This window comes from Mycobacterium scrofulaceum, assembly GCF_001667885.1.
Lineage (GTDB): Bacteria > Actinomycetota > Actinomycetes > Mycobacteriales > Mycobacteriaceae > Mycobacterium > Mycobacterium scrofulaceum_C.
Window position 1 is genome coordinate 79,692 of sequence record NZ_LZJW01000062.1, and the last position, 22,135, is coordinate 101,826.

At 68.1% G+C, this 22,135-nt stretch carries 24 protein-coding genes; 14 read left to right on the forward strand and 10 right to left on the reverse strand.

From position 1 onward, the window contains the following. Positions 1-116: 116 nt before the first annotated feature. Entirely contained in the window at positions 117-2,873 is a 2,757-nt protein-coding gene (locus A5681_RS09330) for a helix-turn-helix transcriptional regulator (RefSeq protein ID WP_067272679.1), read from the reverse strand. Positions 2,874-3,122: 249 nt separating this feature from the next. Then, positions 3,123-4,382, reverse strand: coding sequence for an alpha-hydroxy acid oxidase (locus A5681_RS09335; protein ID WP_156737915.1), 1,260 nt, complete (start codon positions 4,380-4,382; stop codon positions 3,123-3,125). A gap of 19 nt (positions 4,383-4,401) precedes the next feature. Between A5681_RS09335 and A5681_RS09340 the strand changes: the two genes are divergently transcribed. Next, a complete protein-coding gene (locus A5681_RS09340; protein WP_067272681.1) occupies positions 4,402-4,839 on the forward strand; it encodes a DUF1810 domain-containing protein in 438 nt (145 codons plus the stop codon). Here A5681_RS09340 and A5681_RS09345 read toward each other — a convergent pair. The 3 genes from A5681_RS09345 to A5681_RS09355 are packed head-to-tail and all read right to left on the reverse strand — an operon-like array spanning position 4,825 to position 7,302. Further along, positions 4,825-6,132, reverse strand: coding sequence for an alpha-amylase family protein (locus tag A5681_RS09345; protein WP_067272683.1), 1,308 nt, complete (start codon positions 6,130-6,132; stop codon positions 4,825-4,827). The two genes, A5681_RS09340 and A5681_RS09345, sit on opposite strands and share 15 nt — an antisense overlap. Positions 6,133-6,136: 4 nt before the next feature. After that, positions 6,137-6,673 (reverse strand): alkyl hydroperoxide reductase, encoded by a 537-nt coding sequence (locus A5681_RS09350; protein ID WP_067272685.1) that lies wholly within the window; start codon positions 6,671-6,673, stop codon positions 6,137-6,139. A 41-nt stretch (positions 6,674-6,714) separates the two neighbouring features. Then, the gene (locus tag A5681_RS09355; RefSeq protein ID WP_067272688.1) at positions 6,715-7,302 is read right to left on the reverse strand and encodes a peroxiredoxin; all 588 of its coding nucleotides are present in this window, start codon (positions 7,300-7,302) and stop codon (positions 6,715-6,717) included. Between the two features lie 101 nt (positions 7,303-7,403). Between A5681_RS09355 and A5681_RS09360 the strand changes: the two genes are divergently transcribed. From A5681_RS09360 to A5681_RS09375, 4 genes are read left to right on the forward strand one after another with little or no spacing between them, the layout of a single operon-like run. Then, the gene (locus tag A5681_RS09360; RefSeq protein WP_067272691.1) at positions 7,404-8,339 is read left to right on the forward strand and encodes a hydrogen peroxide-inducible genes activator; all 936 of its coding nucleotides are present in this window, start codon (positions 7,404-7,406) and stop codon (positions 8,337-8,339) included. Between the two features lie 26 nt (positions 8,340-8,365). After that, positions 8,366-9,076, forward strand: a complete 711-nt coding sequence (locus A5681_RS09365) for an EthD domain-containing protein (RefSeq protein WP_067272692.1) — start codon at positions 8,366-8,368, stop codon at positions 9,074-9,076. Continuing rightward, positions 9,073-9,516: a TIGR03618 family F420-dependent PPOX class oxidoreductase gene (locus A5681_RS09370; protein WP_067272695.1), complete on the forward strand. Its 444-nt coding sequence runs from the start codon at positions 9,073-9,075 to the stop codon at positions 9,514-9,516. Before A5681_RS09365 ends, A5681_RS09370 begins: the two co-directional genes overlap by 4 nt. 18 nt (positions 9,517-9,534) lie before the next feature. Next, the gene (locus A5681_RS09375) at positions 9,535-10,287 is read left to right on the forward strand and encodes an enoyl-CoA hydratase/isomerase family protein (protein WP_067272698.1); all 753 of its coding nucleotides are present in this window, start codon (positions 9,535-9,537) and stop codon (positions 10,285-10,287) included. A 28-nt stretch (positions 10,288-10,315) separates the two neighbouring features. Here the strand turns inward: A5681_RS09375 and A5681_RS09380 are convergent, their stop codons facing one another. After that, entirely contained in the window at positions 10,316-10,501 is a 186-nt protein-coding gene (locus tag A5681_RS09380) for a (2Fe-2S)-binding protein (RefSeq protein WP_067272701.1), read from the reverse strand. A gap of 356 nt (positions 10,502-10,857) precedes the next feature. Here A5681_RS09380 and bfr point away from each other — a divergent pair, with 356 nt between their 5' ends. From bfr to A5681_RS09425, 9 genes are all read left to right on the forward strand, one after another. Beyond that, on the forward strand, positions 10,858-11,337 hold the full coding sequence (gene bfr, locus A5681_RS09385; RefSeq protein ID WP_055405255.1) for a bacterioferritin: 480 nt from the start codon (positions 10,858-10,860) through the stop codon (positions 11,335-11,337). A gap of 86 nt (positions 11,338-11,423) precedes the next feature. Then, on the forward strand, positions 11,424-13,496 hold the full coding sequence (locus A5681_RS09390; protein ID WP_067272704.1) for an MDR family MFS transporter: 2,073 nt from the start codon (positions 11,424-11,426) through the stop codon (positions 13,494-13,496). A 29-nt stretch (positions 13,497-13,525) separates the two neighbouring features. Next, positions 13,526-14,020, forward strand: coding sequence for a carboxymuconolactone decarboxylase family protein (locus A5681_RS09395; RefSeq protein ID WP_067272707.1), 495 nt, complete (start codon positions 13,526-13,528; stop codon positions 14,018-14,020). A 49-nt stretch (positions 14,021-14,069) separates the two neighbouring features. After that, positions 14,070-14,960: a TIGR03854 family LLM class F420-dependent oxidoreductase gene (locus tag A5681_RS09400; protein WP_067272710.1), complete on the forward strand. Its 891-nt coding sequence runs from the start codon at positions 14,070-14,072 to the stop codon at positions 14,958-14,960. Between the two features lie 41 nt (positions 14,961-15,001). After that, positions 15,002-16,354: a glutamine synthetase family protein gene (locus A5681_RS09405; RefSeq protein WP_067272715.1), complete on the forward strand. Its 1,353-nt coding sequence runs from the start codon at positions 15,002-15,004 to the stop codon at positions 16,352-16,354. A gap of 10 nt (positions 16,355-16,364) precedes the next feature. Further along, positions 16,365-17,474 (forward strand): amidohydrolase family protein, encoded by a 1,110-nt coding sequence (locus tag A5681_RS09410; RefSeq protein ID WP_067272719.1) that lies wholly within the window; start codon positions 16,365-16,367, stop codon positions 17,472-17,474. Between the two features lie 31 nt (positions 17,475-17,505). Beyond that, positions 17,506-18,339, forward strand: a complete 834-nt coding sequence (locus A5681_RS09415) for a lysophospholipid acyltransferase family protein (protein WP_067272721.1) — start codon at positions 17,506-17,508, stop codon at positions 18,337-18,339. After that, complete coding sequence (locus A5681_RS09420) at positions 18,339-18,773, forward strand: SRPBCC family protein (protein ID WP_067272724.1); 435 nt, start codon at positions 18,339-18,341, stop codon at positions 18,771-18,773. The genes A5681_RS09415 and A5681_RS09420 overlap by 1 nt, the downstream gene beginning before the upstream one ends. Positions 18,774-18,878: 105 nt before the next feature. Beyond that, positions 18,879-19,127, forward strand: coding sequence for a DUF3761 domain-containing protein (locus A5681_RS09425; protein WP_067272727.1), 249 nt, complete (start codon positions 18,879-18,881; stop codon positions 19,125-19,127). 93 nt (positions 19,128-19,220) lie between these two features. On the opposite strand, the gene A5681_RS09430 is transcribed toward A5681_RS09425, so the two are convergent. The 4 genes from A5681_RS09430 to A5681_RS09445 all read right to left on the reverse strand — a co-directional run. Continuing rightward, the gene (locus tag A5681_RS09430) at positions 19,221-20,198 is read right to left on the reverse strand and encodes a DMT family transporter (RefSeq protein ID WP_067272730.1); all 978 of its coding nucleotides are present in this window, start codon (positions 20,196-20,198) and stop codon (positions 19,221-19,223) included. A gap of 33 nt (positions 20,199-20,231) precedes the next feature. Continuing rightward, the gene (locus tag A5681_RS09435; RefSeq protein WP_067272736.1) at positions 20,232-20,423 is read right to left on the reverse strand and encodes a hypothetical protein; all 192 of its coding nucleotides are present in this window, start codon (positions 20,421-20,423) and stop codon (positions 20,232-20,234) included. A 424-nt stretch (positions 20,424-20,847) separates the two neighbouring features. Then, positions 20,848-21,291, reverse strand: a complete 444-nt coding sequence (locus tag A5681_RS09440) for a nuclear transport factor 2 family protein (protein WP_067272738.1) — start codon at positions 21,289-21,291, stop codon at positions 20,848-20,850. A 62-nt stretch (positions 21,292-21,353) separates the two neighbouring features. Continuing rightward, positions 21,354-22,135 (reverse strand): cytochrome P450 (locus A5681_RS09445; protein WP_156737916.1); only part of this gene is annotated, 782 nt, incomplete at its 5' end.

The following is a 22,135-nucleotide window of genomic DNA, read 5'->3' on the forward strand; positions in this document are numbered from 1 at the left end:
TACCTGGGCAACGAACAGCCTCAGCGGACGCGGCGGCGAGGACGCCGAAGGCGTAGTCGTCCGCGGTGACGGTCAGCACGCCATCGCCGACGGCTGACGCCGCAATCAGGGGTTTCCTAATCGTTGGTGATTTCGGCCCCGCGTGCTCGGTAGAGCTCGAAGCGTGAGCGAATGCCGAGTTTCTGGTAGATGCGGCTGAGGTTGACCTCGACGGTCTTCGGGCTGATGAACAGCGCCGCGGCGATTTCACGGTTGGTCATCCCTGAAACGGCCAGCTCGGCGACGCGTTCTTCCGACGGGGTGAGTGCTCCGCCACGGCGCCGACCCGAGATGCCGCGGGCGAGCTCGGCGGCCACCCGATCTGCCCACAACGGCGTGCCGAGCCGGTGGAAGGTTTGTTGCGCTTCCTGGAGCGTGGCTGCGGCGGCGCCCCGATAGCGTTGGCGACGCTGAAGTTGGCCGAGCAGCATCTGGGTGCGGGCCCGCTCAAACGGCATGGGCAGGCGATCATGTTCGGTCATGGCGAGTTCGGCCATGGCGGTGGCCGCCTTGGGGTCGCCACGGGCGGCGAGCAGCATCGCGCGGCCCCGTAAACCCATTGCCAGCATCCACGCCCGGCCTAGGCGGCGGCCGTTGCTCTCCAGGGCGTCGATCAATGGTTCAGAGTCCTCGAGGCGTCCGATACCGATCAGCGCCTCCACGGCGTCGGGCAGGAACCCGGCTACGAAAATTTCGGTCGCCTCCGGTGCCGCTTTGATCGTGCCCAGCAGCGGTTCGAGTTCCGCAACCGCCTGCTGATAATTGCCGCGCGAAACCTCGAGGAAGCCCAACGTGCCGGCTGTCCACAACGTCAGAAGTTGCGAGCCGCTCCGGGAAATGGGTCCGATCGCGACGCTGATGTCGCGGCGGGCGTCGAGTTCACGGCCGGCGTATGCGCCGACGATCGCTCGGGCGGTCAGCGCCGCGGAGAGCTGAAGCGCGCCGTCCAATTGCTGCGCGCGTTCGTAGGTGTCCTCGGCGATCAGGGCGGCGAATGCGAAGTCCGCCCGCCAGATCTCATTGAGGACGGAGTGGAACGAGACGAATACCAGGTCGCTTTCCTCGCCCCGCTCGATGCAACTTTGCCGGACGGCCGCGTACTGGTCGTGGGCCGCGTCAAGCTGCCCCGTCCAGGCCAGGGCCATGGCGTGATGAAACGACGGATGCAATGTCGCCGAAATCGCCGTGTCGCGGCTTTGGAGCGCCGATACGCGTCGCAGGTCCCGATCGTCCAAACCTTTCCCGAGGAGCAAATTTACGACCGCCCGCACGCTAAGGGCCTGGCTAAGCAGCTGCAAGCCGCCCAGCCGCTCGGCGCCCGCGACGGCATCGGTGATGTTCTGTGCCGACGCGCCGCGCCTACCGATACGGATCTGCACCCAGGCCAAGGCAACCAGTATCTGCACACGCAGTGCGAGGTCGTCGCCGACTTCCGCGAGAGCGCGCTCGAAGTAGTCCGCACTGTCGAGCAGGCTGTCCTCGAGCTGGCTCATGACGGCCAGCAGGTGCAGGGCCTGAGCCCGCGTCGGAGGCGGCACCGGACATTCGATGGTCCGCTCGAGGAAGGCGCGTGCCTGGGCGGCGTCACCCGCGTTGAAGTGTGCTGCTGCACAACGGATTCGGCGTTCTGGGGTGTCACCCCCCAGACCCATTGCCAATTCAAGCAGTTCAGCGGCGGCGGCGGGCGCCCCTCTGCCGCGGGCGATTTCGGCGGCCGTGTCGAGGGCTTCGAGGGTTTCCGGTTCGCCGGTGGGGTCGGACAAGGCGAGGTGACGCGCCCGCAGCTCCGGCTCACTGACGAGTTCGGCCAGGCGCCGATGCATCGCGCGGCGCCGACCGGCCGTTGCGCTGGTGTAGACGCCATGCGCCAACAGCGGGTGGGTGAAATGGATTCGGTTGCCGTCGAGAGCCACGACCCCGTGCGCCTCGGCCTGATCGAGCAGCTCCACCAGGCGGTCCGGGGCGGTGTCCGTCGCTCGCGCTACCAGCTGCACAGTCGGGTCGGGGAGGCAGGCCATCGCCAGCAGCGCCTCGTCAGCGCCCGCCCCGACTCGGCCGATTCTGGTGCGCACCAGCTCACTGAGGCTCGCCGGGAGTCCCAATTCGTTGTGGTGGCCTCGGGCGCCGATTTCGCGAGCCAGTTCCAGCGCGTAGAACGGATTTCCGCCCGAGACTTCGTGAATGCGCACCATCGTGGGCCGCGCGATGGGGGCGCCCAGCCGCAACGTCAGGACCTGACGTAGTTCGCCTAACGTCAGCGGCTCCATCCGGATCCGGTACACCCCCTCGGGGCGGGCAAGCTGCAGCAGCGACGACGCCTGCGCGGTACGTGTGGTGCACACCAGAGCCGCCCCGCCAGGAAGTCTTCGCGCCGCGAACGCCACGACGTGCGCACTAGAGGTATCCAGCCATTGCAGATCGTCGATGGCAACCAGCAGCGGACCCCTGGCGCCAAGCCGCGCCAGGACGGCGACAAACGCCGCAGCTACCGCCCTGGCGTCGGCGGCGCGCCCCGCGTCGCCGCGCCGCAGCAGCGCGGCGTCCAAGCCTCGCTGCTGCGGTGTGGGCAAGTCCGCCCAAACCGCGTCATCAACGTCGGTGAGGAGGTCGGCCATTGTGGTGTAGGCGAGTACCGACTCGGCCGCGGCAGCACGGCTGGTGAGCACGCGGTAACCCAGGTCCCGGGCCCGCGCCACCACGTCCAGCCACAGCGTCGTCTTGCCGATACCGGGGTCGCCTTCAATGACCAGAGCGCACGGCTCGCGGGGCACAGATTCGAGAAACTCAACGACGGCGCGTTCGTCCGCCTGCCTGTTGACGATTCGGGCCGCCATCGTGGGTCTCCGGCCTCACGCGTCGACGGGTCGCAGACATAGATGGACAGCCGCCCGCCGCGCGTTGCCGAGCCGCAGCCGCCGCGGCTCAAGCCCGGTTCCCCGCTCACGGCACAAGCGATAAACGGTACTCAAATCGCGACCGCGACCCCCCACAGTTTCACAAACTAGCCCAACTCGGTGCGAGATGAGCGATGACGTGCAAATTCGTCCAATTGCCGGCCAGCGGTGCAGCGATGCGCCTGGGCTTCACACCGGCGAAACCGGCCCCAGCCGCCGCAGTTGGGTCACGTGCCTGGGGGACAGCTCCTCGAGGCAGGTGACACCCAGCAGTCGCATCGTGCGGATCACCCCGTCGGCGAGGATGTCGATCGCGCGGGTGACACCGGCCTCGCCGCCGGCCATCAGCCCGTACAGGTAGGCCCGCCCGACGAGCGTGCACCGCGCACCCAGGGCGATCGCCGCGACGATGTCGGCGCCCGACATGATGCCGGTGTCGACCAGGATTTCGGTGTCCTTGCCCAGTTCACGCGCGACCGTCGGCAGGAGGTGGAAGGGCACCGGCGCCCGATCCAGTTGCCGGCCACCGTGATTGGACAACACGAGGCCATCGACGCCGCGGTCGACGACGGCGCGGGCGTCCTCGAGGGTCTGGATGCCCTTGACCACCAACTTGCCCGGCCACTGCCCCTTGATCCACTCCAGGTCGTCGAAGGTCAGGCTGGGGTCGAACATGGTGCTCAGGTACTCGGCGACGGTGCCCGGCCAGCGGTCCAGCGACGCGAACGCCAGCGGCTCGGTGGTCAACAGGTCGAACCACCATTTCGGGTGCGGGACCGCATCCAGGACGGTGCGCAGCGTCAACGTCGGCGGGATGGTCATGCCGTTGCGGTTGTCGCGCAGCCGCGCGCCCGACACCGGGACGTCGACCGTGGCCAGCAGGGTGTCGAAGCCCGCGTCGGCCGCGCGCCGCACCAGCGCCATCGAGCGTTCCCGGTCCCGCCACATGTAGAGCTGAAACCACTTCCGGCCCTGGGGAACAGCGGTCACGAGATCCTCGATCGAACAGGTGCCGAGCGTGGACAGCGAAAACGGAATGCCGGCCCTGGCCGCCGCCGCCCCGCCGGCGATCTCGCCCTCGGTGTGCATGAGCCGGGTGAACCCGGTGGGTGCGATACCGAACGGCTGGACGACCGGGTGGCCCAGCACGTTCCAGCCGGCGGTGACGTTGGTGACGTCGCGCAGGATAGTGGGGTGAAACTCGATGTCGCGGAAGGCTTGTCGCGCGCGTGCGAGGGAAATTTCGTCCTCGGCGGCACCGTCGGTGTAGTCGAACGCCGCCTTGGGCGTGCGCCGTTTGGCGATGCGCCGCAGATCCTCGATGGTGTACGCGGCGTCGAGGCGGCGCTTGGTCGCGTCGAACTGCGGTCGCTTGAAGTTGATCAGCGGCGCGAGGTCGCGCACCTTGGGCACTCGTCGCTGGACGGCCTTTCGTCTGTTGGACTCCACAGTGTGCAACGGTAGTCACATGGAACCGGAGAGCGATCCCTTCGACCTCCAGCGCTTCGTCGACGCGCAGGCCCCGGTGTACCGCGACGTGGTCGACGAGTTGCGTTCCGGGCGGAAGCGCAGCCACTGGATGTGGTTCGTCTTCCCGCAGTTGCGCGGCCTGGGTGGCAGCCCGACGGCGGTGCGTTACGGCATCTCGTCGCTGCAGGAGGCCCGCGCCTACCTGCGCCACGAGGTGTTGGGGCCGCGACTGCGCGAGTGTGCCCGGCTGGTCAACGAGGTGCAGGGCCGGTCGGTCGGCGAGATCTTCGGCTCGCCCGACGACCTGAAGTTGTGTTCGTCGATGACCCTGTTCTCGCGGGCGACCGACGACAACGAGGACTTCGTCGCGCTGCTCGACAAGTACTACGACGGCCGGCAGGACCGACTCACGCTCGAGCGCCTAGACCGGGCTTAGGATCCGCCAGCCGTGCGGCTCGACGACCACCGCGTCGACGACCTCCTGAGGCGGCGCGGACGACCCGCCGATGACCCGCCGATGGGCGGTGCCCAGCTGTGACAGCGCCACGCGCATCGGTTCGTCGCCGACGTTGAGCGCGACCAGCAACGCGTCGTCGCCGTTGCGCGTCTCGTACACGTAATGCAGGTTTTCCAGCCGCAGCGCAGTGGTCGTCGCCCGGTGCAGCCACGGGTGGCGCCGGCGCAACCCGACGAGGAATTGGTGCAACGCCCAAATCTCCGCGCCGAACGCATCCAATTGCAACGGGGGAGAAGCGAACTCGGGGCGCACAGCGTCGTCGCCGCCGTAACGCTCCTCTTTGACGCCGCGGAATCCCAGCTCATCGCCCGCGTACACACTGGGCACGCCGCCGACGGTGAGCAGCAGCACCAGCGCGTGCGCCACGTGCCGGGGGTTTTCCAGCCGGCTGGCGATCCGGGTGACGTCGTGGTTGCCGATGAAGGTGAGCGGGACGAAGTCGGCCAGGAACTCGGCATGCCGCTGCAACGCCCAGTCCAGCTCGAAGAAGTTACCGTCGTTGAGGCTGCTCCAAATCGCTTTCCACAGCTCGTATTGGGTGGCCGAGTCGAACGTGGCCGACCGCACCACCGCGGCGTAGTCGCCGTGGATGAGCTCGCCGACGAACCAGGAGTCGGGGAAGCGCTCGCGCACCTTGGGCAACGTCGACGCCCAAAACCGTTCCGGCACCGTATAAGCCGCGTCGAGGCGCCAGCCGTCGGCGCCGCGCTCCAGCCAGTGGGCCATCACGTCGGCGGTGTAGTCGATCACCTCGGGATTGTCGTGGTTGAGGGTGATCAGCTCGGCGTGACCCTCGAAGGTGTGGAACGCGCCGGGGCGTCCGCGGAACCAGCGCGCGGCCGCGCCATCCTGCGCGGCCTGCTGGTAGCGGGGGAAGTCCACGCCGACGTGGTTGAACACGCCGTCGAGCAGGATGCGCAGTCCGCGGCGGCGAGCTTCGGCGACGAGATAGTCGAAGTCGGCGTCGTCACCGAGCCGGGGATCGATGCGGTAGTGGTCGGTGGTGTCGTAACCGTGTGTGCGCGAGGCGAATATCGGGCCCAGCGCGATGCCCGAGGCGCCCAGCGCGATGGCGTGGTCGAACCAGTCGACGAGCCGCCGCAGCCGGTGTTCGTCCGGCTGCGGCGGCTCCGACGAAGGAAAGGCACCGACGAACCCCAGCGGATAGACCTGCCACCAGATCGCGTGTTCTACCCAGGCCGGTGCCGTCACTGCGTCAGCCGACGGTGGCCAGGGTTTGGGCGGCGACGATAGCCTGTGCCACGCCGGAGACGATGGCCGCGGCCTTCAACGCCTCCTGGATGGTCTCCCTGCTCACCCCCGCCTCGCGCAGCGTGTGTTCGTGAGCGGCCACGCAGTCCGGACAACCGTTGATCGACGACACCGCGAAGCACCACAGCTCGAAGTTTGCCTTATCCACACCGGGATTGGCGATGATGTTCATCCGCAACCCCGCGCGCAGATCGTCGTACTTCCCGTCGAGGAAGCCGCGGCCCCGGTAGAACACGTTGTTCATGCCCATGATCGACGCGGCCCCCAGCGCCGCGTTGTACGCCTCGGCCGACAGGACGTCGGCCGCCTCGGCGCCGATCTCGCTGATCACTTGGGTGTTCCGGGTCGCCGCGGCGCTCGCCAGCAGGGTGCCCCACAGCTGTTCCTCGTTGAGCTCCGTAGTGCGCGTGATCGAGCCCAGGTTCAGCTTGAGGTCCTTGGCGTACTCGGGCAGCGCTTCCTTGAGGTTTTCTACGCTCATCTCACCCTCCTAGTCAGACCTTGTACCCGCAGGGGCCCGGACTAAGCCGAAGCCTTGAGGAGCTCGGCGGCGTTCAGCGTCGGGTCGCCCTTGCGCCAGTTGCAGGCGCAGAGCTCGTCGGACTGCAGCGCGTCGAGCACCCGCAGCACTTCCTCCACGTTGCGTCCCACGGATCCGGCGGTGACCGAGACGAATTGGATCTCGTTGTTGGGGTCCACCAGGAAGGTGGCCCGGTCGGCGACGCCGTCGGCGTTGAGAACGCCGGTGGCCAGGCTCAGCTCGCGCTTGATGTCCGAGAGCATCGGGAACGGCAGCTTCTTCAGATCCTCGTGCTGGGCCCGCCAGTTGAAGTGCACGAACTCGCTGTCGATCGAGACGCCCAGGACCTGCGCGTCGCGGTCTTCGAACTCGTCGTTGAGCTTGCCGAACGCGGCAATCTCGGTCGGGCAGACGAAGGTGAAGTCCTTGGGCCAGAAGAACACAACGCGCCACTTGCCTTCGTGGTCCTCGCTGGTGACGGTCGTGAAGTAGTCCTCGGGCTGCTTGGCGTCGACCTTGGACAGATCGCCCGGGATCAGCGCGGTGAGCTCGTAGGCGGGGAATTGGTCGCCGATGGTCAGCAAAGGCATGGCTCTCCTAATTTGGATTTACTCAAGATTAGCTTTCCCTGTCATGTTGCCTGCAGACCCTGTCTGAAGTAAAGGTGATATTTCCCACTACACTTATAGGTATGCCCGATAAGACTTATCAGCCGACTATCGCCGGCCTGCGCGCCTTCGTGGCGGTTGCCGAACGACGTCAATTTAGCGGTGCCGCAACATCTCTCGGCGTCAGCCAGTCCACGTTGTCACAGGCACTCGCGGCACTGGAGACCGGGCTCGGCAGCCGGCTCATCGAGCGCTCTACCCGGCGTGTCCTCTTGACGGCCGAGGGCATCGAGCTGCTGCCGCGCGCCCAGGCCGTCATCGAGGCGGTGGACGCGTTCACCTCCGCGGCGGCGGGGTCATCCGATCCGCTGCGGGCCGGGATGCGGTTGGGTTTGATCCCGACGATCGCGCCCTACGTGTTGCCGACGGTGCTGGCCGGCCTTGCCGAGCGATATCCAGAAATGACGTTGCGGGTGACGGAAGACCAGACCGAACGACTCCTGACGGTACTGCGCGAGGGCGCGCTCGACGCGGCGCTGATCGCCCTGCCCGCGGACGCCGGCGGCGTCACCGCCATCCCGATCTACGACGAAGACTTCGTGCTCGCGCTGCCGCCCGGCCACCCGCTGTCCGGGAAGCGCCGGGTCCCGGCCACGGCGCTGGCGGATCTGCCGCTGCTGCTGTTGGACGAGGGGCACTGCCTGCGCGACCAGGCGCTCGACGTGTGCCACAAGGCCGGTGTGCGACCGGAGCTGGCCAACACCCGCGCGGCGTCGCTGGCCACCGCGGTGCAATGCGTGACCGGCGGCCTGGGAGTGACCCTGATCCCGCAGAGCGCGGTGCCGGTCGAGGCGACGCGAACCCGCCTCGGCCTGGCGCAGTTCGCCGCACCCCGCCCCGGGCGGCGCATCGGCTTGGTGTACCGCTCGTCCAGCGGCCGCGACGAGGCCTACCGGCAGCTGGCACAGATGATCGGCATGTTGATCAGTGACGAACACCCCGTACGGCTGGTCAAGTAGCGCGGCGCCGGCGGTAGGTTCAGCCCATGGAAAAGGTGATCGCGGTGCTCAGGACGGCCGATTTCGGCGACGATTGGTGCGCCCGCCAGCGGGGACCGGTCGCCGAGTCGCTATTGGAGCTGGGCCTGCCGGGGCTCGCGGTCAACGTTCGCGACGACGCGGTGCGCCATTCGCTGATGACGCTGACGACGCTGGACCCGCCCGTCGGCGCGGTGGTGAGCATGTGGACGCAGCAGTGCTACGGCGAGCAGATGACCGCAGCCCTCGACCTGCTCGCGGCCGAATGCGAACAACTCGCCGCGTACCTCGTCACCGAATCGGTGCCGCTGAAAGCGCCCAGCACCGAGCCGGGTTCGCGCACAACGGGTTTGGCCAACATCGCGCTGCTGCGCCGGCCCGAGGGCCTGGACCAGGCGAGCTGGCTGAACCGGTGGCAGCGCGACCACACCTCGGTGGCGATCGAGACGCAGTCGACCTTCGGCTACACCCAGAACTGGGTGGTGCGCGCCCTAACCCCGGACGCGCCGGGAATCGCGGGCATCGTCGAGGAGTTGTTCCCGGCGGAGGCGATCACCGATCTCAAGGCCTTCTTCGGTGCCGCCGACGACAAGGACCTGCAGGACCGCTTGGGCCGAATGGTCGCCAGCACCACGGCGTTCGGCGCCAACGAGAACATCGACACCGTCCCCACCAGCCGCTACGTCTTCAAGACTCCGTTCATCGAGGAACCCACATGACATCTCTGCGTGACGCCGTCGGCCTGGCCGCGGCGGAAAGTGGCCTGGCGGTCGTCTCCACGGTTCGTGCCGACGCGACGGTGCAGGCGTCGCTGGTCAACGTCGGCCTGTTGCCGCATCCGGACAGCGGCGAGGAGGTGTTGGGCTTCACCACCTACGGCAAGGTCAAGCTGGCCAACCTGCGCGCACGGCCGCAACTGGCGGTCACCTTTCGCAAGGGCTGGCAGTGGGCGACGGTCGAGGGCCGCGCCGAGCTGGCCGGCCCCGAAGACGCCCAGCCCTGGCTGACCACGGACGACCAGCTGCGGCTCTTGCTCCGCGACGTCTTCACCGCCGCGGGCGGCACGCATGACGACTGGGACGAGTACGACCGCGTCATGGCGCGGGAGCGGCGCGCGGTCGTGCTGATCGCGCCCACCCGCGTCTACAGCAACGGCTGACCTGGTTAGGCTGCAGCCGTGACGCTGCAGATCGATGACGACAAGCGGGTACGCACCCTCACGCTGAACCGGCCCGAGGCGCTGAACGCGTTCAACGAGGCGCTGTACGACGCCACCGCGGAGGCGCTGTTGGCCGCGGCCGACGATCCCGAGGTCGCCGTGGTGCTACTGACCGGCGCGGGCCGCGGCTTCAGCGCGGGCACCGATCTCGCCGAGATGCAGGCCCGCATCGTCGATCCGGACTTCACCCCGGGCAAGCACGGCTTCATCGGCCTGATCGATGCCCTCAGCGCGTTCCCCAAGCCGCTCATCTGCGCGGTCAACGGCGTCGGGGTCGGCATCGGCGCCACCATCCTGGGCTACGCCGATCTGGCATTCATGTCGTCGACGGCCCGGCTGAAGTGCCCGTTCACCAGCCTGGGGGTGGCCCCGGAAGCGGCGTCGTCGTACCTGCTGCCGCAGCTGGTGGGCCGGCAGAACGCCGCCTGGCTGCTGATGTCCTCGGAGTGGGTGGACGCCGGCGAGGCGTTGCGGATGGGCCTGGTCTGGCGGGTCTGCGAACCCGACGATCTGCTGCCCGAAGCCCGCCGGCACGCGGAAATCCTTGCCAGCCGGCCGATTTCAAGCCTGATGGCGGTCAAGCACACGATGGTGGAGCCGGTCCGGCCGGAGATCGCCGCGGCCACCGCGCGGGAAAACGCGCACTTCGCCGAACTGATGGGGGCGCAGGCCAACGCCGCCGCCCTGGCGGACTTCAACAAGGCCCGCTGAGCGGGCGCCAATTCCTGAAGCGACGAAGCTAAAGCGACGGAGCGGTCTCGAGGTTCGCCGACGCGGCGATGATCGCCCGCAGCGTCCTTCGGCAGCGCCCGCAGTCGCCGCCGGCCCCGCACGCGGCCGCAACCTCTTTGGAGGTGGAGGCGCCCCGGGCGACCACCTCGGACACCGTGTGGTTGGTCACGCCGACACACAGGCATACGTACATCAGCGCATCCCCTGCATGCGGACGACGTTCCCTTCCTCGACGGCCTGGCCACGCGCGCTCAATTCGTCCTCCCTCTCGGCACCCCGTGTCACCGGGATTCCCGAAGAAAATGCCGAACCGACAGCCATATTAGTTGAGTCTAACCTAAGTTGATTAGCGCAGTCTAACCTTACTCGCCAGCAACGTCGGTCACCGGCGCGGCGGGGGACACACACTGAGCACAGCCATACCTTGCTGGCAGATTGCACCCCGGCATGGCAAAGTGCGACTACGGCCCGGCATGGTGCGCGCAGCCCAGCGCACCCCGCCACGGCCACGAATGACCACCGTTTCGACGTCACCGTAGGGGAGTGATCATGCAAGGGGATCCGGATGTTTTGCGCCTGCTCAACGAGCAGTTGACCGGCGAGCTCACCGCGATCAACCAATACTTCCTGCACTCCAAGATGCAGGACAACTGGGGCTTCACCGAGCTCGCCGAGCACACCCGCGCCGAGTCCTTCGACGAGATGCGGCACGCCGAGGCGATCACCGACCGCATCCTGCTGCTGGACGGTTTGCCGAACTACCAGCGGCTGTTCTCGCTGCGGATCGGCCAGACGCTGCGCGAGCAGTTCGAGGCCGACCTGGCCATCGAGTACGAGGTGATGGACCGGCTCAAGCCCGGCATCATCATGTGCCGCGAGAAACAGGACACCACCAGCGCCAACCTGTTGGAAGAGATCGTGGCGGACGAGGAAAAGCACATCGACTACCTCGAGACGCAGCTGGAGCTGATGGACAAGCTCGGCGTGGAGCTCTACTCCGCGCAGTGCGTCTCGCGGCCGCCGAGCTGACATACCGCACACGCCTTCTCACGGCTGTGGTTGCCACGGGCTGACCGTGGGCACTCACTACCATCGAAAGCCGTGGGAGGGCGGGCATGACGAGGGCGACACCAGCGGCGGCTCCGGCAGAGCGCGCTTCGGACTCCGGACCCGGGGACGTCGCGGTCGACCCGCAGCGACGCAATTTCATCTTCGTGGCGATCCTGCTCGGCATGCTGATGGCCGCGCTGGACCAGACGATCGTGGCCACCGCGTTGCCCACCATCGTCGCCAATCTCGGTGGCGCAGGCCATCAATCGTGGGTGGTCACCAGCTACCTGCTCGCCTCGACCATCATCACCGCCCTCGTCGGCAAGTTCGGTGACCTGTTCGGCCGCAAGCGGGTGTTCCAGGCGGCCGTCGTGTTCTTCGTCGCCGGATCGGTGCTGTGCGGCCTCTCGAGCTCGATGGGCATGCTGGTCGCGTCCCGCGCGCTGCAGGGCATCGGCGGCGGCGGGCTCATGGTGACCGCCATGGCGCTGATCGGCGAGGTGATCCCGCTGCGGGACCGCGGCCGCTACCAGGGTGCGATGGGCGCGGTATTCGGCGTCACCACCGTGATCGGCCCCTTGCTCGGTGGCTACTTCACCGACCACTTCACCTGGCGCTGGGCGTTTTGGATCAACGTGCCGATCTCGGTCGTCGTCTTCTTCGTGGCGGCCGCCGCCATCCCGGCGCTGTCCAACCGCACCAAACCGGTCATCGACTACACCGGCATCGTGCTGGTCGGCCTGGGCGCCACCGGGCTGACGCTGGCCACCAGCTGGGGCGGCACCACCTACCCGTGGGGATCGCCCACGATCGTCGGCCTGTTCGTCGGCTCGGCGATCGCCTTGTGCCTCTTCGCCTGGGTGGAAAGCCGCGCCGACGCGCCCATCCTGCCGACCCGGCTGTTCGGCAGTCCGGTGTTCACGGTGTGCTGCGTGCTGTCGTTCGTGGTCGGTTTCGCGATGCTGGGCGCGCTGACGTTCCTGCCCACGTACATGCAGTTCGTCGACGGCGTCTCGGCCACCACGTCGGGCCTGCGCACGCTGCCGATGGTGATCGGGATGCTGACCACCTCGATGGGCAGTGGCGTCATCGTCGGCCGCACGGGCAGATACAAAGTCTTTCCCGTCACCGGCACCGCCGTCATGGCGGTGGCGTTCTTTCTGATGTCGCGGATGGACCCGTCGACATCGGTGTGGGTTCAATCGCTGTTCCTGGTCATCCTCGGCGCCGGGATCGGGATGTGCATGCAGACCCTTGTCCTGATCGTGCAGAACACCGTGGGCTTCGACGACCTCGGCGTCGCGACGTCCGGCGTCACCTTCTTCCGCACGATCGGCAGCTCGTTCGGCGCCGCCATCTTCGGTTCACTGTTCACCAACTTCCTGCACAGCCGGATCGGGCCGGCGATGGTGGCCAGCCGCGCGCCGGCCGCCGCCGCCGCATCGCCGGAGGCGTTGCACCGGTTGCCCCACCAGACGGCCGCTCCTATCGTCGCCGCCTACGCCGAGTCACTCACCCACGTCTTTCTCTGCGCGGTCCCGGTCGCGCTGGTGGGCTTCGTGCTGGCGTTGTTCCTGCGAGAGGTCCCCCTGCGGGAAATGCACGACAGCACAATCGATCTCGGTGACGCGTTCGGAATGCCGAATACCGAGACTCCGGATCAGATGCTGGAGGGCGCGGTCGAACGCATGCTGCGCGGTGTGCCCGGCATGCGATTGCGCAGCATCGCCATGCGACCCGACTGCCGGCTCGACGTGGCCGGGCTGTGGGGCGTCCTGCGCATCAACCGCTACGGACAGCTGTATGGCACGGCCCGGCTCACCGACATCGCCGACTACCTACGGATCCCGTTCGAGGTCTTGGAACCCACCTTCTCGCGGCTGATCGCCACGGGATACGCCCGCGGTGACGGCGACCAGCTGTGGCTGACCCCCGCGGGAGCCCAGCAGGTGGACTACGTGCACTCGCTGCTGGTGGCCTGGCTGGTCGACAAGCTCGCCCGCTCACCGGGATTCGACGGGCGGCCGGATCGTCGCGTGGTCGAAGCCGCACTGAATCGCGTCGCGGGCCGCGTTCTCGCGCAACGGGACTGGAACGACGACCGCCCCACCACGAAGATCCCGGCGTCCACCCCCTGAACCGGGCGGTGCGGGCGTACCATCACGCCATGAGCCGAATCGGAACATTTGCTGACGACGACCTGGCCGGCTGGTTTGTGAAGTCCCCCGACATCGGCGGCGCGCTCGGCGGCTTCAGCAACGCGGTTTACACCAAGAACCGGCTGCCGCTGCGCACCCGGGAACTGGCGCGCGCCGTGATCGCGCACCGCAACGAATGCGTCGTCTGCGTCAACACCCGCGACGAGGACGGGCCCGCCGCCGGCGTCGACGAGGAGTTGTACGACCACGCCCAGGACTGGCGCACCTGGCCGGGTTATAGCGAACAGGAACGGATCGCCGCCGAGTTCGCGGACCGGTTCGCCAGCGACCACACCGGCCTGCGCGACGACGAGGACTTCTGGAGCCGTTGCTCCGAACACTTCTCCGACGAGCTGCTGGCCGATCTCGCCCTGTCGTGCGCCCTGTGGGTCGGCATGGGTCGCGTCTTGCGGACCCTCGACATCGGTCAAGCCTGCAAGCTGACCATTCCCAGCCGCGCGTAGCCACACCCGCCGCGGGCACAAACCGCGGCACCGCGGTGTTGCTCGATGGGTGAAGATTCGCTTCGGCGTGGGGTTGGGCGCGGACACCGCTCCGGATCGGTTGGCCCCCATCGTGGACCGCCTGGAGTCCAACGGCGTGGATTCGCTGTGGTTCTCCGAGCTGGTGTATTCCCCGGCGGTCGACCCGGTGGTCGGGATGGCATACGCCTTGGCCAGAACGACCCGGTTGAAGGTGGGCACTTCGGTGGCGGTGCTGCCGGGGCGGCATCCGGTTCTGGTCGCCAAGCAGTTGGCCTCGCTGGCGGCCGTGGCGCCGAAGCGGGTCCTGCCCGTCTTTGGTCTGCGGTCGGCGATTCCGGCCGAGCGCGAGGTGTTCGTGGTCCCCGACGGGGAGCGGGCCGCGGTGTTCGACGAGTCGCTGCGGGTGCTGCGCTCGGCGCTGACCGAGGACTCGGCGAGCTACGACGGCCGCTACTTCACCGTCAGCGGGGCCGCCGTCATGCCCCGGCCGCAACCCCCGCTGGACATCTGGCTCGGCGGCTCGGCACCGGCGGCGTTCCGGCGCATCGGCGCGCTGGCCGACGGCTGGCTGGGCAGCTTCCTGACCCCGGCGGAGGCGCGGACCGGCCGCGAGGCGATCGAACGCGCCGCGGCGCAAGCGGGCCGCCGGATCGACCCCGACCACTTCGGGATCTCGTTGGCCGTCGTCGACGCGGTCGACGGCGAAGTGCCCGCGACGCTGGCCGCGGCGTCCCGCAATCGCCGCCCCGACGTCGACCCCGCCGAGCTGATCGCCGTCGGATGGGATCGGCTGCACCGGCAGCTGGACGCCTACATCGACGCGGGGCTGACCAAGTTCGTGATCCGGCCCGCCGGTAGCGCGTCTTTGGACGGCTTCCTCGACCGGTTCGTCAGCGAGTTGACCGCCCGCCAGAACTGAATTCGCGAGCCCGCGCGTCTCGACCCTGCACAATGACTGCCATGACCGGCACACCGCTTGCCGCCGCGGCGATCGCCCAGCTGGAGTCCGAGGGCGTCGACACCGTTATCGGCACTGTCGTGAATCCCGCCGGGCTCACGCTGGCCAAGACGGTGCCGATCCGGCGGACCAACACCTTCGCCGATCCCGGCCTCGGGGCCAGCCCCTCGTGGCACGCCTTCGCGATCGATCAGAGCGGGATCGCCTTCACCCGCGATGTCGGCGTGATCGGGGACCAGCGGCTCCGCATCGACCTGTCCGCCCTGCGCATCGTCGGCGACGGGCTGGCGTGGGCGCCCGCCGCATTCTTCTCCCAGGACGGCGCACCCGTTCCCGCCTGCGGCCGCGGCACGTTGAGCCGGGTCGAAGCCGCGCTCGCCGAAGCCGGAGTCGAGGCGTTGATCGGGCACGAGATCGAGTTCCTGCTGGTGGCCCCCGACGGTGACCGCCTGCCGTCGACGCTGTGGGCGCAGTACGGCCTTGCCGGGGTCCTGGAACATGAGGCGTTCGTCCGTGACGTCACCCGGTCGGCCGGGGCGGCGGGCATCGCGATCGAGCAGTTTCACCCCGAGTATGGGGCCAACCAGTTCGAGCTGTCCGTGGCACCGCAGCCCCCGGTGGCCGCCGCCGACCAGTTGGTGCTGCTGCGGCTCATCGTCGGGCGGGTCGCCAGGCGCCACGGGCTTCGCATCAGCCTGTCGCCGGCGCCCTTCGCCAACGGCGTCGGATCCGGTGCGCATCAACATTTTTCGCTGACGACGCCCGACGGGCCGTTGTTCTCCGACGGCGCGGGCGCCCGGGGCATGACGGCCGCGGGGGAGAACGCGGTGGCCGGGGTGGTCCACGGGTTGCCCGAGGCGCAGGGCCTGCTGTGCGGGTCGATCGTGTCCGGCATGCGCATGCACCCCGGCAACTGGGCCGGCGCCTACGCCTGCTGGGGAACGGAAAACCGGGAGGCCGCCGTGCGATTCATCGCCGGCGGACCCGGCAACCCGCGCGGCGGAAACGTCGAGGTGAAGATCGTCGACCCTTCCGCGAACCCCTACTTGGCGTCGGCGGCGATCCTGGGGCTGGCGCTGGACGGAATCGAACGCCGAGCGCCGCTGCCCCCGGAGGTCACGATCGACCCGGCGGACCTCTCCGCTGCCGAACGGGACCGCGACGGCATCGTGAGCCTGCATCGAGACCAGGCCGAAGTGATTGCCGCACTGAACCATTCGCGGCTGATGCGCGACATCCTGGGCGATGCCGCCGTCGACATGGTGGTCGCCGTCCGCACGCTGGAACGGGAACGGTACGGCAACCTGGACCCCGAGCAACTGGCGGACAAGTTCCGCATGGCCTGGAGCCTGTGACCGGCCCGCCATGGCTTCCGAACCTCGCGCGCTGTCCGACCACATCGACGAAGTGACCCTGATCGATCAGCACGCCCACGGTTGCTGGACGACCGCGGGGGACCGGCGTCGGTTCGAAAACGCGCTTGTCGAGGCCAACACCGAGCCCGTCGTGGGCTCGGGGTTCGACAGCCAACTGGGCTTTGCCGTGCGCGCCCACTGCGCCCCCATCCTGGGGCTCCCGAAACACGTTGACCCGCAATCATATTGGGAGCGTCGCGGCCGGTTCGGCGAGGCGGAACTCGCCCGCATGTTCCTGCCGGCCGCGGGGGTGAGCGACTGGCTGGTGGACACGGGGATCGGCGCGGACACCACCGGCCCCGCCGACATGGCGGAGCTGTCCGGCAACCGCGCGCACGAGGTGATCCGCCTCGAGCAGGTCGCCGAGCAGGCCGCGCGGGCGCCCGGCGACTACGCGTCGGCATTCCAGGACATCCTGCACCGGCGCGCGGCGACGGCGGTCGGCACCAAGTCGATCCTGGCGTACCGGGGCGGATTCGACGGCGACCTGAGTGAGCCCGCGCCGGCACAGGTGGCCGAGGCGGCCGACCGATGGCGCGACCGCGGCGGCACTCGTTTGGAGGATCGGGTGCTGCTGCGGTTCGGCCTGCATCAGGCGCTGCGGCTGGGCAAGCCCCTGCAATTCCACGTCGGCCTCGGCGACCGGGACTGCGACCTGCACAAGACCAACCCGCTGCTGCTGCTCGACTTCCTGCGGCGGTCCGGGGAGACCCCGATCGTGCTGTTGCACTGCTACCCCTACGAGCGCGAGGCCGGGTACCTGGCGCAGGCCTTCAACAACGTCTATGTCGACGGCGGGTTGAGCGTGAACCAGCTCGGGGCGCGGGCACCGGCCTTCGTCGCGCGTCTGCTGGAGCTGGCCCCCTTCGGCAAGGTTCTGTACTCGTCGGACGGTTTCGGCCCCGCGGAACTCCATTTCCTCGGTGCGGTCCTGTGGCGCAGGGCAATTCATCGCGTGCTGCGCGGTTTCGTGGTCGACGACGACTGGAGCGAGGCCGACGCCATCCGGGTGGTCGACCTGATCGCCCACGGCAACGCCGCCGGCCTCTACGGCGTTTGACCTCCGGTGACACCGGGGTATACGGGCGGTTATGGCGACCGCAAAGGGCGTCTTGGAGTGGGCCCGGGACAAGGTGGTGTCGTGGGTGCCCAAGGCCGACCTCGACCAGCGGGACCCCGACTACATCCGCGATCAGCTGCCGGGCACCTGGCTGCTGGCCTCGTTTTACTTCCGGGCGGACGTACGGGGCCTGGACCGCATCCCGGCGGAGGGGCCGGTGCTGTTGGTCGGCAACCACAGCGGCGGCAACGTGCCGCCCGACACCTTCGTGTTCACGCTGGCGTTTTGTTCGTATTTCGGCGTCGAGCGGCCGTTCTACCAGCTGGCCCATAACCTCGTCGTCTCCGCACCGCCGCTGGGCTGGTTGCGCAAGTTCGGCACGGTGGCCGCCAACCCCGAGAACGCCCGTCTCGCATTGGATTCCGGGGCCGCGTTGCTCGTTTACCCCGGCGGCGACTACGAGGTGTTCCGCCCCTCGTGGGAACGGCACAAGGTCGACTTCGGCGGCCGGATGGGCTACGTGCGGCTGGCCCGGGAGGCCGGGGTGCCGATCGTGCCGGTCGCCAGCGTCGGCGGGCAGGAAAGCGCGCTGTTCCTCAACCGTGGGCAGTGGCTGGCCAAGTTGCTGATGGCCGACAGGCTGCTGCGCCTCAAGAGCGTCCCGATATCGCTGGCGCTGCCCTGGGGCCTGAACATCAGCGACCTCGCCGGCCACATACCGTTGCCGACCAAGATCGTGATCGAGGTCCAAGACCCGATCGAGGTCGACGGTGACGACCAGGCGGTGCACGAAAAGGTGATGGCCAGCCTGCAGGGCGGCGTCGACCGACTGGCCGCCGAACGGCGATTCCCGGTGATCGGCTGATGCGCGTCGAGCGCCGCTGCGTCATCAACGCCGACCGATCCGCCGTATGGAAGATCGTCAGCGACCCGGATTGCTATCCGTCGTTCATGAGCAGCCTGGAGCGCTGGGAGTCGTCGAACGACATGGCGACCGGTGTCGGCGCCCGCTACACCGTGCACTGGAAGATCGGCTCCGTGCCCGTGGGCGGCTTGATCGAGGTGGTGGAGTTCGACGAGGGCCGCGATTTGGCCTGGGTCGGCATCACCGGCGTCACCCTGCGCGGGCGGATCCGGCTGCGCGACGCGGGCGAAGGCTGCACGAAGGTGACGTTCCGGCTGTCGTATCAGGCGCCGGGGGGCATCGTCGGTTACATCGCCGACCGGATCGCCGTGCGCCAGGTGGGACGCACCCTCGCCGAAACGCTGAAACGCCTCAGGAAGCTGGCCGAGTCCTAGCCATTTTTCCAATTCCGCATGTAATCAACCGCCGCGCGGCATACGCTCCGATCGACGAATCGGGCAACGTCACCAAACAGATCGAAATCGAGAGGGTTTGGGGGCATGTTGCTCCGAGCAGTTCTTGTCGCCGCGGTGATCGCGGCCGCCGCCGGTGGCATGGCAGCACCGGCCTACTCGTCGCCCGGGTGTTACATCGCCAGTTCCGGTGACTGCGTGCCCTATCCGCAGCAGGGCCCGTCACAGCCACCGGGCGCCACCGCGAAATGCGCGGACGGCAGCTGGTCGTTCAGCGAGCACCCGCACTCGGGCGGCACCTGCCACGGCCACGGGGGAGTCCAGCAGTACTTGTAGCGGGCCGGCGCCGGGATGGTCGACGCACGAGGGGTGACCATCCCGGCGGTTCGGGCCGGGACCGCCGGACACGTTGCGGCGCAGGGGAATTGGTCAGGCGACTGACATCGCCGAGCCGACGGGGTTTCGATGGCACCGCGGACCCGACGCTACGCGCGGCCGCGTGAGCGTCTCGGGCACCGGATCAGAGGTCTCCGCGTTTTGCTCGTTCCTGAGCGCCGCCGGATGGGCCTCGCCGCGGGCCAGAGCCACTATCGCGACAATCACCACTATCGCCGCCGACGCCAGGACGATCATGCCCACGCCATCGGCGTTGAGGGTTTCGCCGAGCACCACAATGCCCAGAACCGATGCCACCGCTGGTTTGGCCACGGTCACCGACGGCATCGAGGCGGTCAGCGCACCGGCGCGAAACGATGACTGCTGAAAGATCATCCCTGCCAACGCCGCGAGTATCCAGGCATAGAACTCGGGCGCGCACAGTAGCGCCCCGAGACCACGACCGGCCGCCGCGACAACGGCTTTGGTCAGCATCGCGAACAGCGCCAGCGACGAACCGGCCACCACCGCCAGCAGTACAGCCGCGCGCGGGCCGGGCCAGACGCGCGCACCCAGGACACAGAGCACCAGTAGGGGACCCAGCACCAGGGCCACCCCAGTCCAGGTTGTCAGCGACCCCTGCGACTGCCCGGGGTTCGGGTCGCCAACCGTGACAACCACCGCCAAAGCGACGGCGAGCACCATCGCCCACATCCACTGCCGGCGGGTCACCCGCTGATGGGTCAGCCGGGCATTGACCGGTAGTGCGAAGAGCAGCGCCGTCACCTGCAGCGCCGTCACCAACATCACCGACCCAACGCCTAGCGCGGCGGCTTGCAGACCGTAGTTGGCAACGGCTCCACCGCCGCCAAGCCACCACCGGGTGTCGCGCAACGACATGCGGAACAACTCCCAGTGGCCGACTGGCCCGTCGGTGACCTGATGCGCGGACTGTTGACGGCTCACCGCGCCGATCGCGGATGCCAGCGCGGCGCACAGGGCGAGCACGACGGCGATCTCCGATTTCAACATGGGACCTCCTCAAGATGCCGAGATCACGTCGGGCTAGACCCCGAAGTAGATGCCGTACCTGCTCGTCGCGAGCGCTTTCAGCAGCCACAGGACCACCCCGGTGCCGGCCAGGGTGCCCCCAGTCACCGCCACGATGAAGGCGGCCCGCAAGCTCCTGGAGAGCGCCGACCGGAGGGGGTTCTGCTGATCGACGGCGGTCGACGGGTGGATGTCATCAGCGGTCATGGCGCTCTCCTCGTTGACTTCCGTTCGGAATCATGAAGGAAATGGTCACCGACAAAGCACCGCTTCCGGAATGGCCGCGAAGCCAGAATGAGTTGGCCCTAGGGATAGGGTTTCCTATCCATTTAGCAAGCATTCGCGTGATCGGGTGCGCCAGCGTCGGTTGAGGCACCAGCCCTGAAGTCGTTTCGAGTGCTGTCATCACGCAGCATCGGGCCTGATCGGCCAGACGATCGGAGGAGATCTCGCTCTCCTCCGCCGTAACCGAAATACTGGAACGCGTTAGCCCAACCCGCTACGGCGACAACGTGTTTGGGCGCGCCGAACCGTTTCTCAGTCTGGCGACCCCAGCCCTGAACGTTCCGCTTGGTCAGTTCTGGCGGGGTGCTTGTGCGCTCACCAGGAGTGGAATGAGTGGACGAGTCTGCTAGACCAAGCTAGTCGCATCAAAGACCCAGCTGGTGTCCGCGTTCGCGAGGTTCTCGAAGTGGTTCGGGGGAGCGAAGGCCACCAACGAGTTCATGTCCCAATAGTCTTTCCAGACGGTGATCTTGCCGTCGGCGACCTTGTGGACGGTCACGAATCTCAGCACGCCTTGCTCGCCCGTCGCGAACGTCCACGTCTCGGAGTGCTCGTAGAGCACGTCGGAACCGTTGGACACCAGCACGCCGTCGTGGTTCTCGTAACCGGCCAGCGGCTCGAGGCCCATCTTCAGCCGCTTGACGATGTCTTCGGGTCCGCGCGCCGACAACGCGGGCACCGGCATGTCGACGTAGAGGCAGTCATCGGACAGGAACGTCTTGACCGCCTCCCAGTCCCGCCGCGAGAGCGCCTGCCATAGCCCGAGTACGACATCCTCGACCGAGATCATAGATACGTCTGTCATAGCGCCAATAAACGCGGTTGCCGGACGAGTGTCAACACCGCGGATCCCTAGCCGTCGACGCGAGCCATCGACCGCGCCGGCCCGAGCGCCACTGGCAGGGACGACCAGCCCCGCAGCACGCGGGTGGCGCGCCTGCTGCCCGCGCCAGCCGCGCGCACCTCGGGGAAGCGATCGAAGAACGTGCGCAGCCCGACTTCGCCCTCCGCGCGCGCCAGGGCGGCACCCAGGCAGAAGTGCCGACCCCCCGAGAACGCGAGATGCCTTCCGGCGTTGGCCCGTTCGATGTCGAAACGGTGCGGATCGTCGAAGACGGACGGGTCGCGGTTGGCGGCGGCCAGATAGACGAGCACCAGGTCGCCCCGACGCGGCCGCTGGCCGGCCAGCTCGACGTCGCGCAACGCCACCCGCGCGGTCAGCTGCACCGGCGACTCCAGCCGCAGGATCTCTTCGACCGCGTTGGGCCATAGCTCCGGGCGCCGGCGCAGGGCATCGAGGCGGTCGGGGGCATCCAGCAGCATGCGAATCCCGTTGCCCAGCAGGTTGACCGTGGTCTCGAATCCGGCCGCCAACACCAGCCCGGCGATCGCCCGAAGCTCGTCCTCGTCGAGATACGTTTCCGCGGAGCCACTTTCGGCCATCTGAATCAGCTGGCTCATCAGATTGTCGCTCGGGTCCCGCCGCAAGCGGCGCAGATGCTCGTCGAGCCAGGAGCTGAAACCGGCCAACCCTCGCTGCACGCTGCGGTATTGCCGCCAGGTCAGCCCGATGTCGAGGCTCGGTGCGGCGAGTTCACCGAACTCCAGCACGCGGGGCCGGTCTCGCTCGGGCA

Excerpts from the sequence above, each read along its gene's own strand:
- A5681_RS09330 (WP_067272679.1), bottom strand. The coding sequence starts at position 2,873 with ATGGCGGCCCGAATCGTCAACAGGCAGGCGGACGAACGCGCCGTCGTT.
- A5681_RS09340 (WP_067272681.1), top strand. The coding sequence starts at position 4,402 with ATGGAACCGGAGAGCGATCCCTTCGACCTCCAGCGCTTCGTCGACGCG.
- A5681_RS09350 (WP_067272685.1), bottom strand. The coding sequence starts at position 6,673 with ATGAGCGTAGAAAACCTCAAGGAAGCGCTGCCCGAGTACGCCAAGGAC.
- A5681_RS09355 (WP_067272688.1), bottom strand. The coding sequence starts at position 7,302 with ATGCCTTTGCTGACCATCGGCGACCAATTCCCCGCCTACGAGCTCACC.
- A5681_RS09360 (WP_067272691.1), top strand. The coding sequence starts at position 7,404 with ATGCCCGATAAGACTTATCAGCCGACTATCGCCGGCCTGCGCGCCTTC.
- A5681_RS09365 (WP_067272692.1), top strand. The coding sequence starts at position 8,366 with ATGGAAAAGGTGATCGCGGTGCTCAGGACGGCCGATTTCGGCGACGAT.
- A5681_RS09370 (WP_067272695.1), top strand. The coding sequence starts at position 9,073 with ATGACATCTCTGCGTGACGCCGTCGGCCTGGCCGCGGCGGAAAGTGGC.
- A5681_RS09380 (WP_067272701.1), bottom strand. The coding sequence starts at position 10,501 with ATGTACGTATGCCTGTGTGTCGGCGTGACCAACCACACGGTGTCCGAG.
- bfr (WP_055405255.1), top strand. The coding sequence starts at position 10,858 with ATGCAAGGGGATCCGGATGTTTTGCGCCTGCTCAACGAGCAGTTGACC.
- A5681_RS09390 (WP_067272704.1), top strand. The coding sequence starts at position 11,424 with ATGACGAGGGCGACACCAGCGGCGGCTCCGGCAGAGCGCGCTTCGGAC.
- A5681_RS09395 (WP_067272707.1), top strand. The coding sequence starts at position 13,526 with ATGAGCCGAATCGGAACATTTGCTGACGACGACCTGGCCGGCTGGTTT.
- A5681_RS09405 (WP_067272715.1), top strand. The coding sequence starts at position 15,002 with ATGACCGGCACACCGCTTGCCGCCGCGGCGATCGCCCAGCTGGAGTCC.
- A5681_RS09410 (WP_067272719.1), top strand. The coding sequence starts at position 16,365 with ATGGCTTCCGAACCTCGCGCGCTGTCCGACCACATCGACGAAGTGACC.
- A5681_RS09415 (WP_067272721.1), top strand. The coding sequence starts at position 17,506 with ATGGCGACCGCAAAGGGCGTCTTGGAGTGGGCCCGGGACAAGGTGGTG.
- A5681_RS09420 (WP_067272724.1), top strand. The coding sequence starts at position 18,339 with ATGCGCGTCGAGCGCCGCTGCGTCATCAACGCCGACCGATCCGCCGTA.
- A5681_RS09425 (WP_067272727.1), top strand. The coding sequence starts at position 18,879 with ATGTTGCTCCGAGCAGTTCTTGTCGCCGCGGTGATCGCGGCCGCCGCC.
- A5681_RS09430 (WP_067272730.1), bottom strand. The coding sequence starts at position 20,198 with ATGTTGAAATCGGAGATCGCCGTCGTGCTCGCCCTGTGCGCCGCGCTG.
- A5681_RS09435 (WP_067272736.1), bottom strand. The coding sequence starts at position 20,423 with ATGACCGCTGATGACATCCACCCGTCGACCGCCGTCGATCAGCAGAAC.
- A5681_RS09440 (WP_067272738.1), bottom strand. The coding sequence starts at position 21,291 with ATGATCTCGGTCGAGGATGTCGTACTCGGGCTATGGCAGGCGCTCTCG.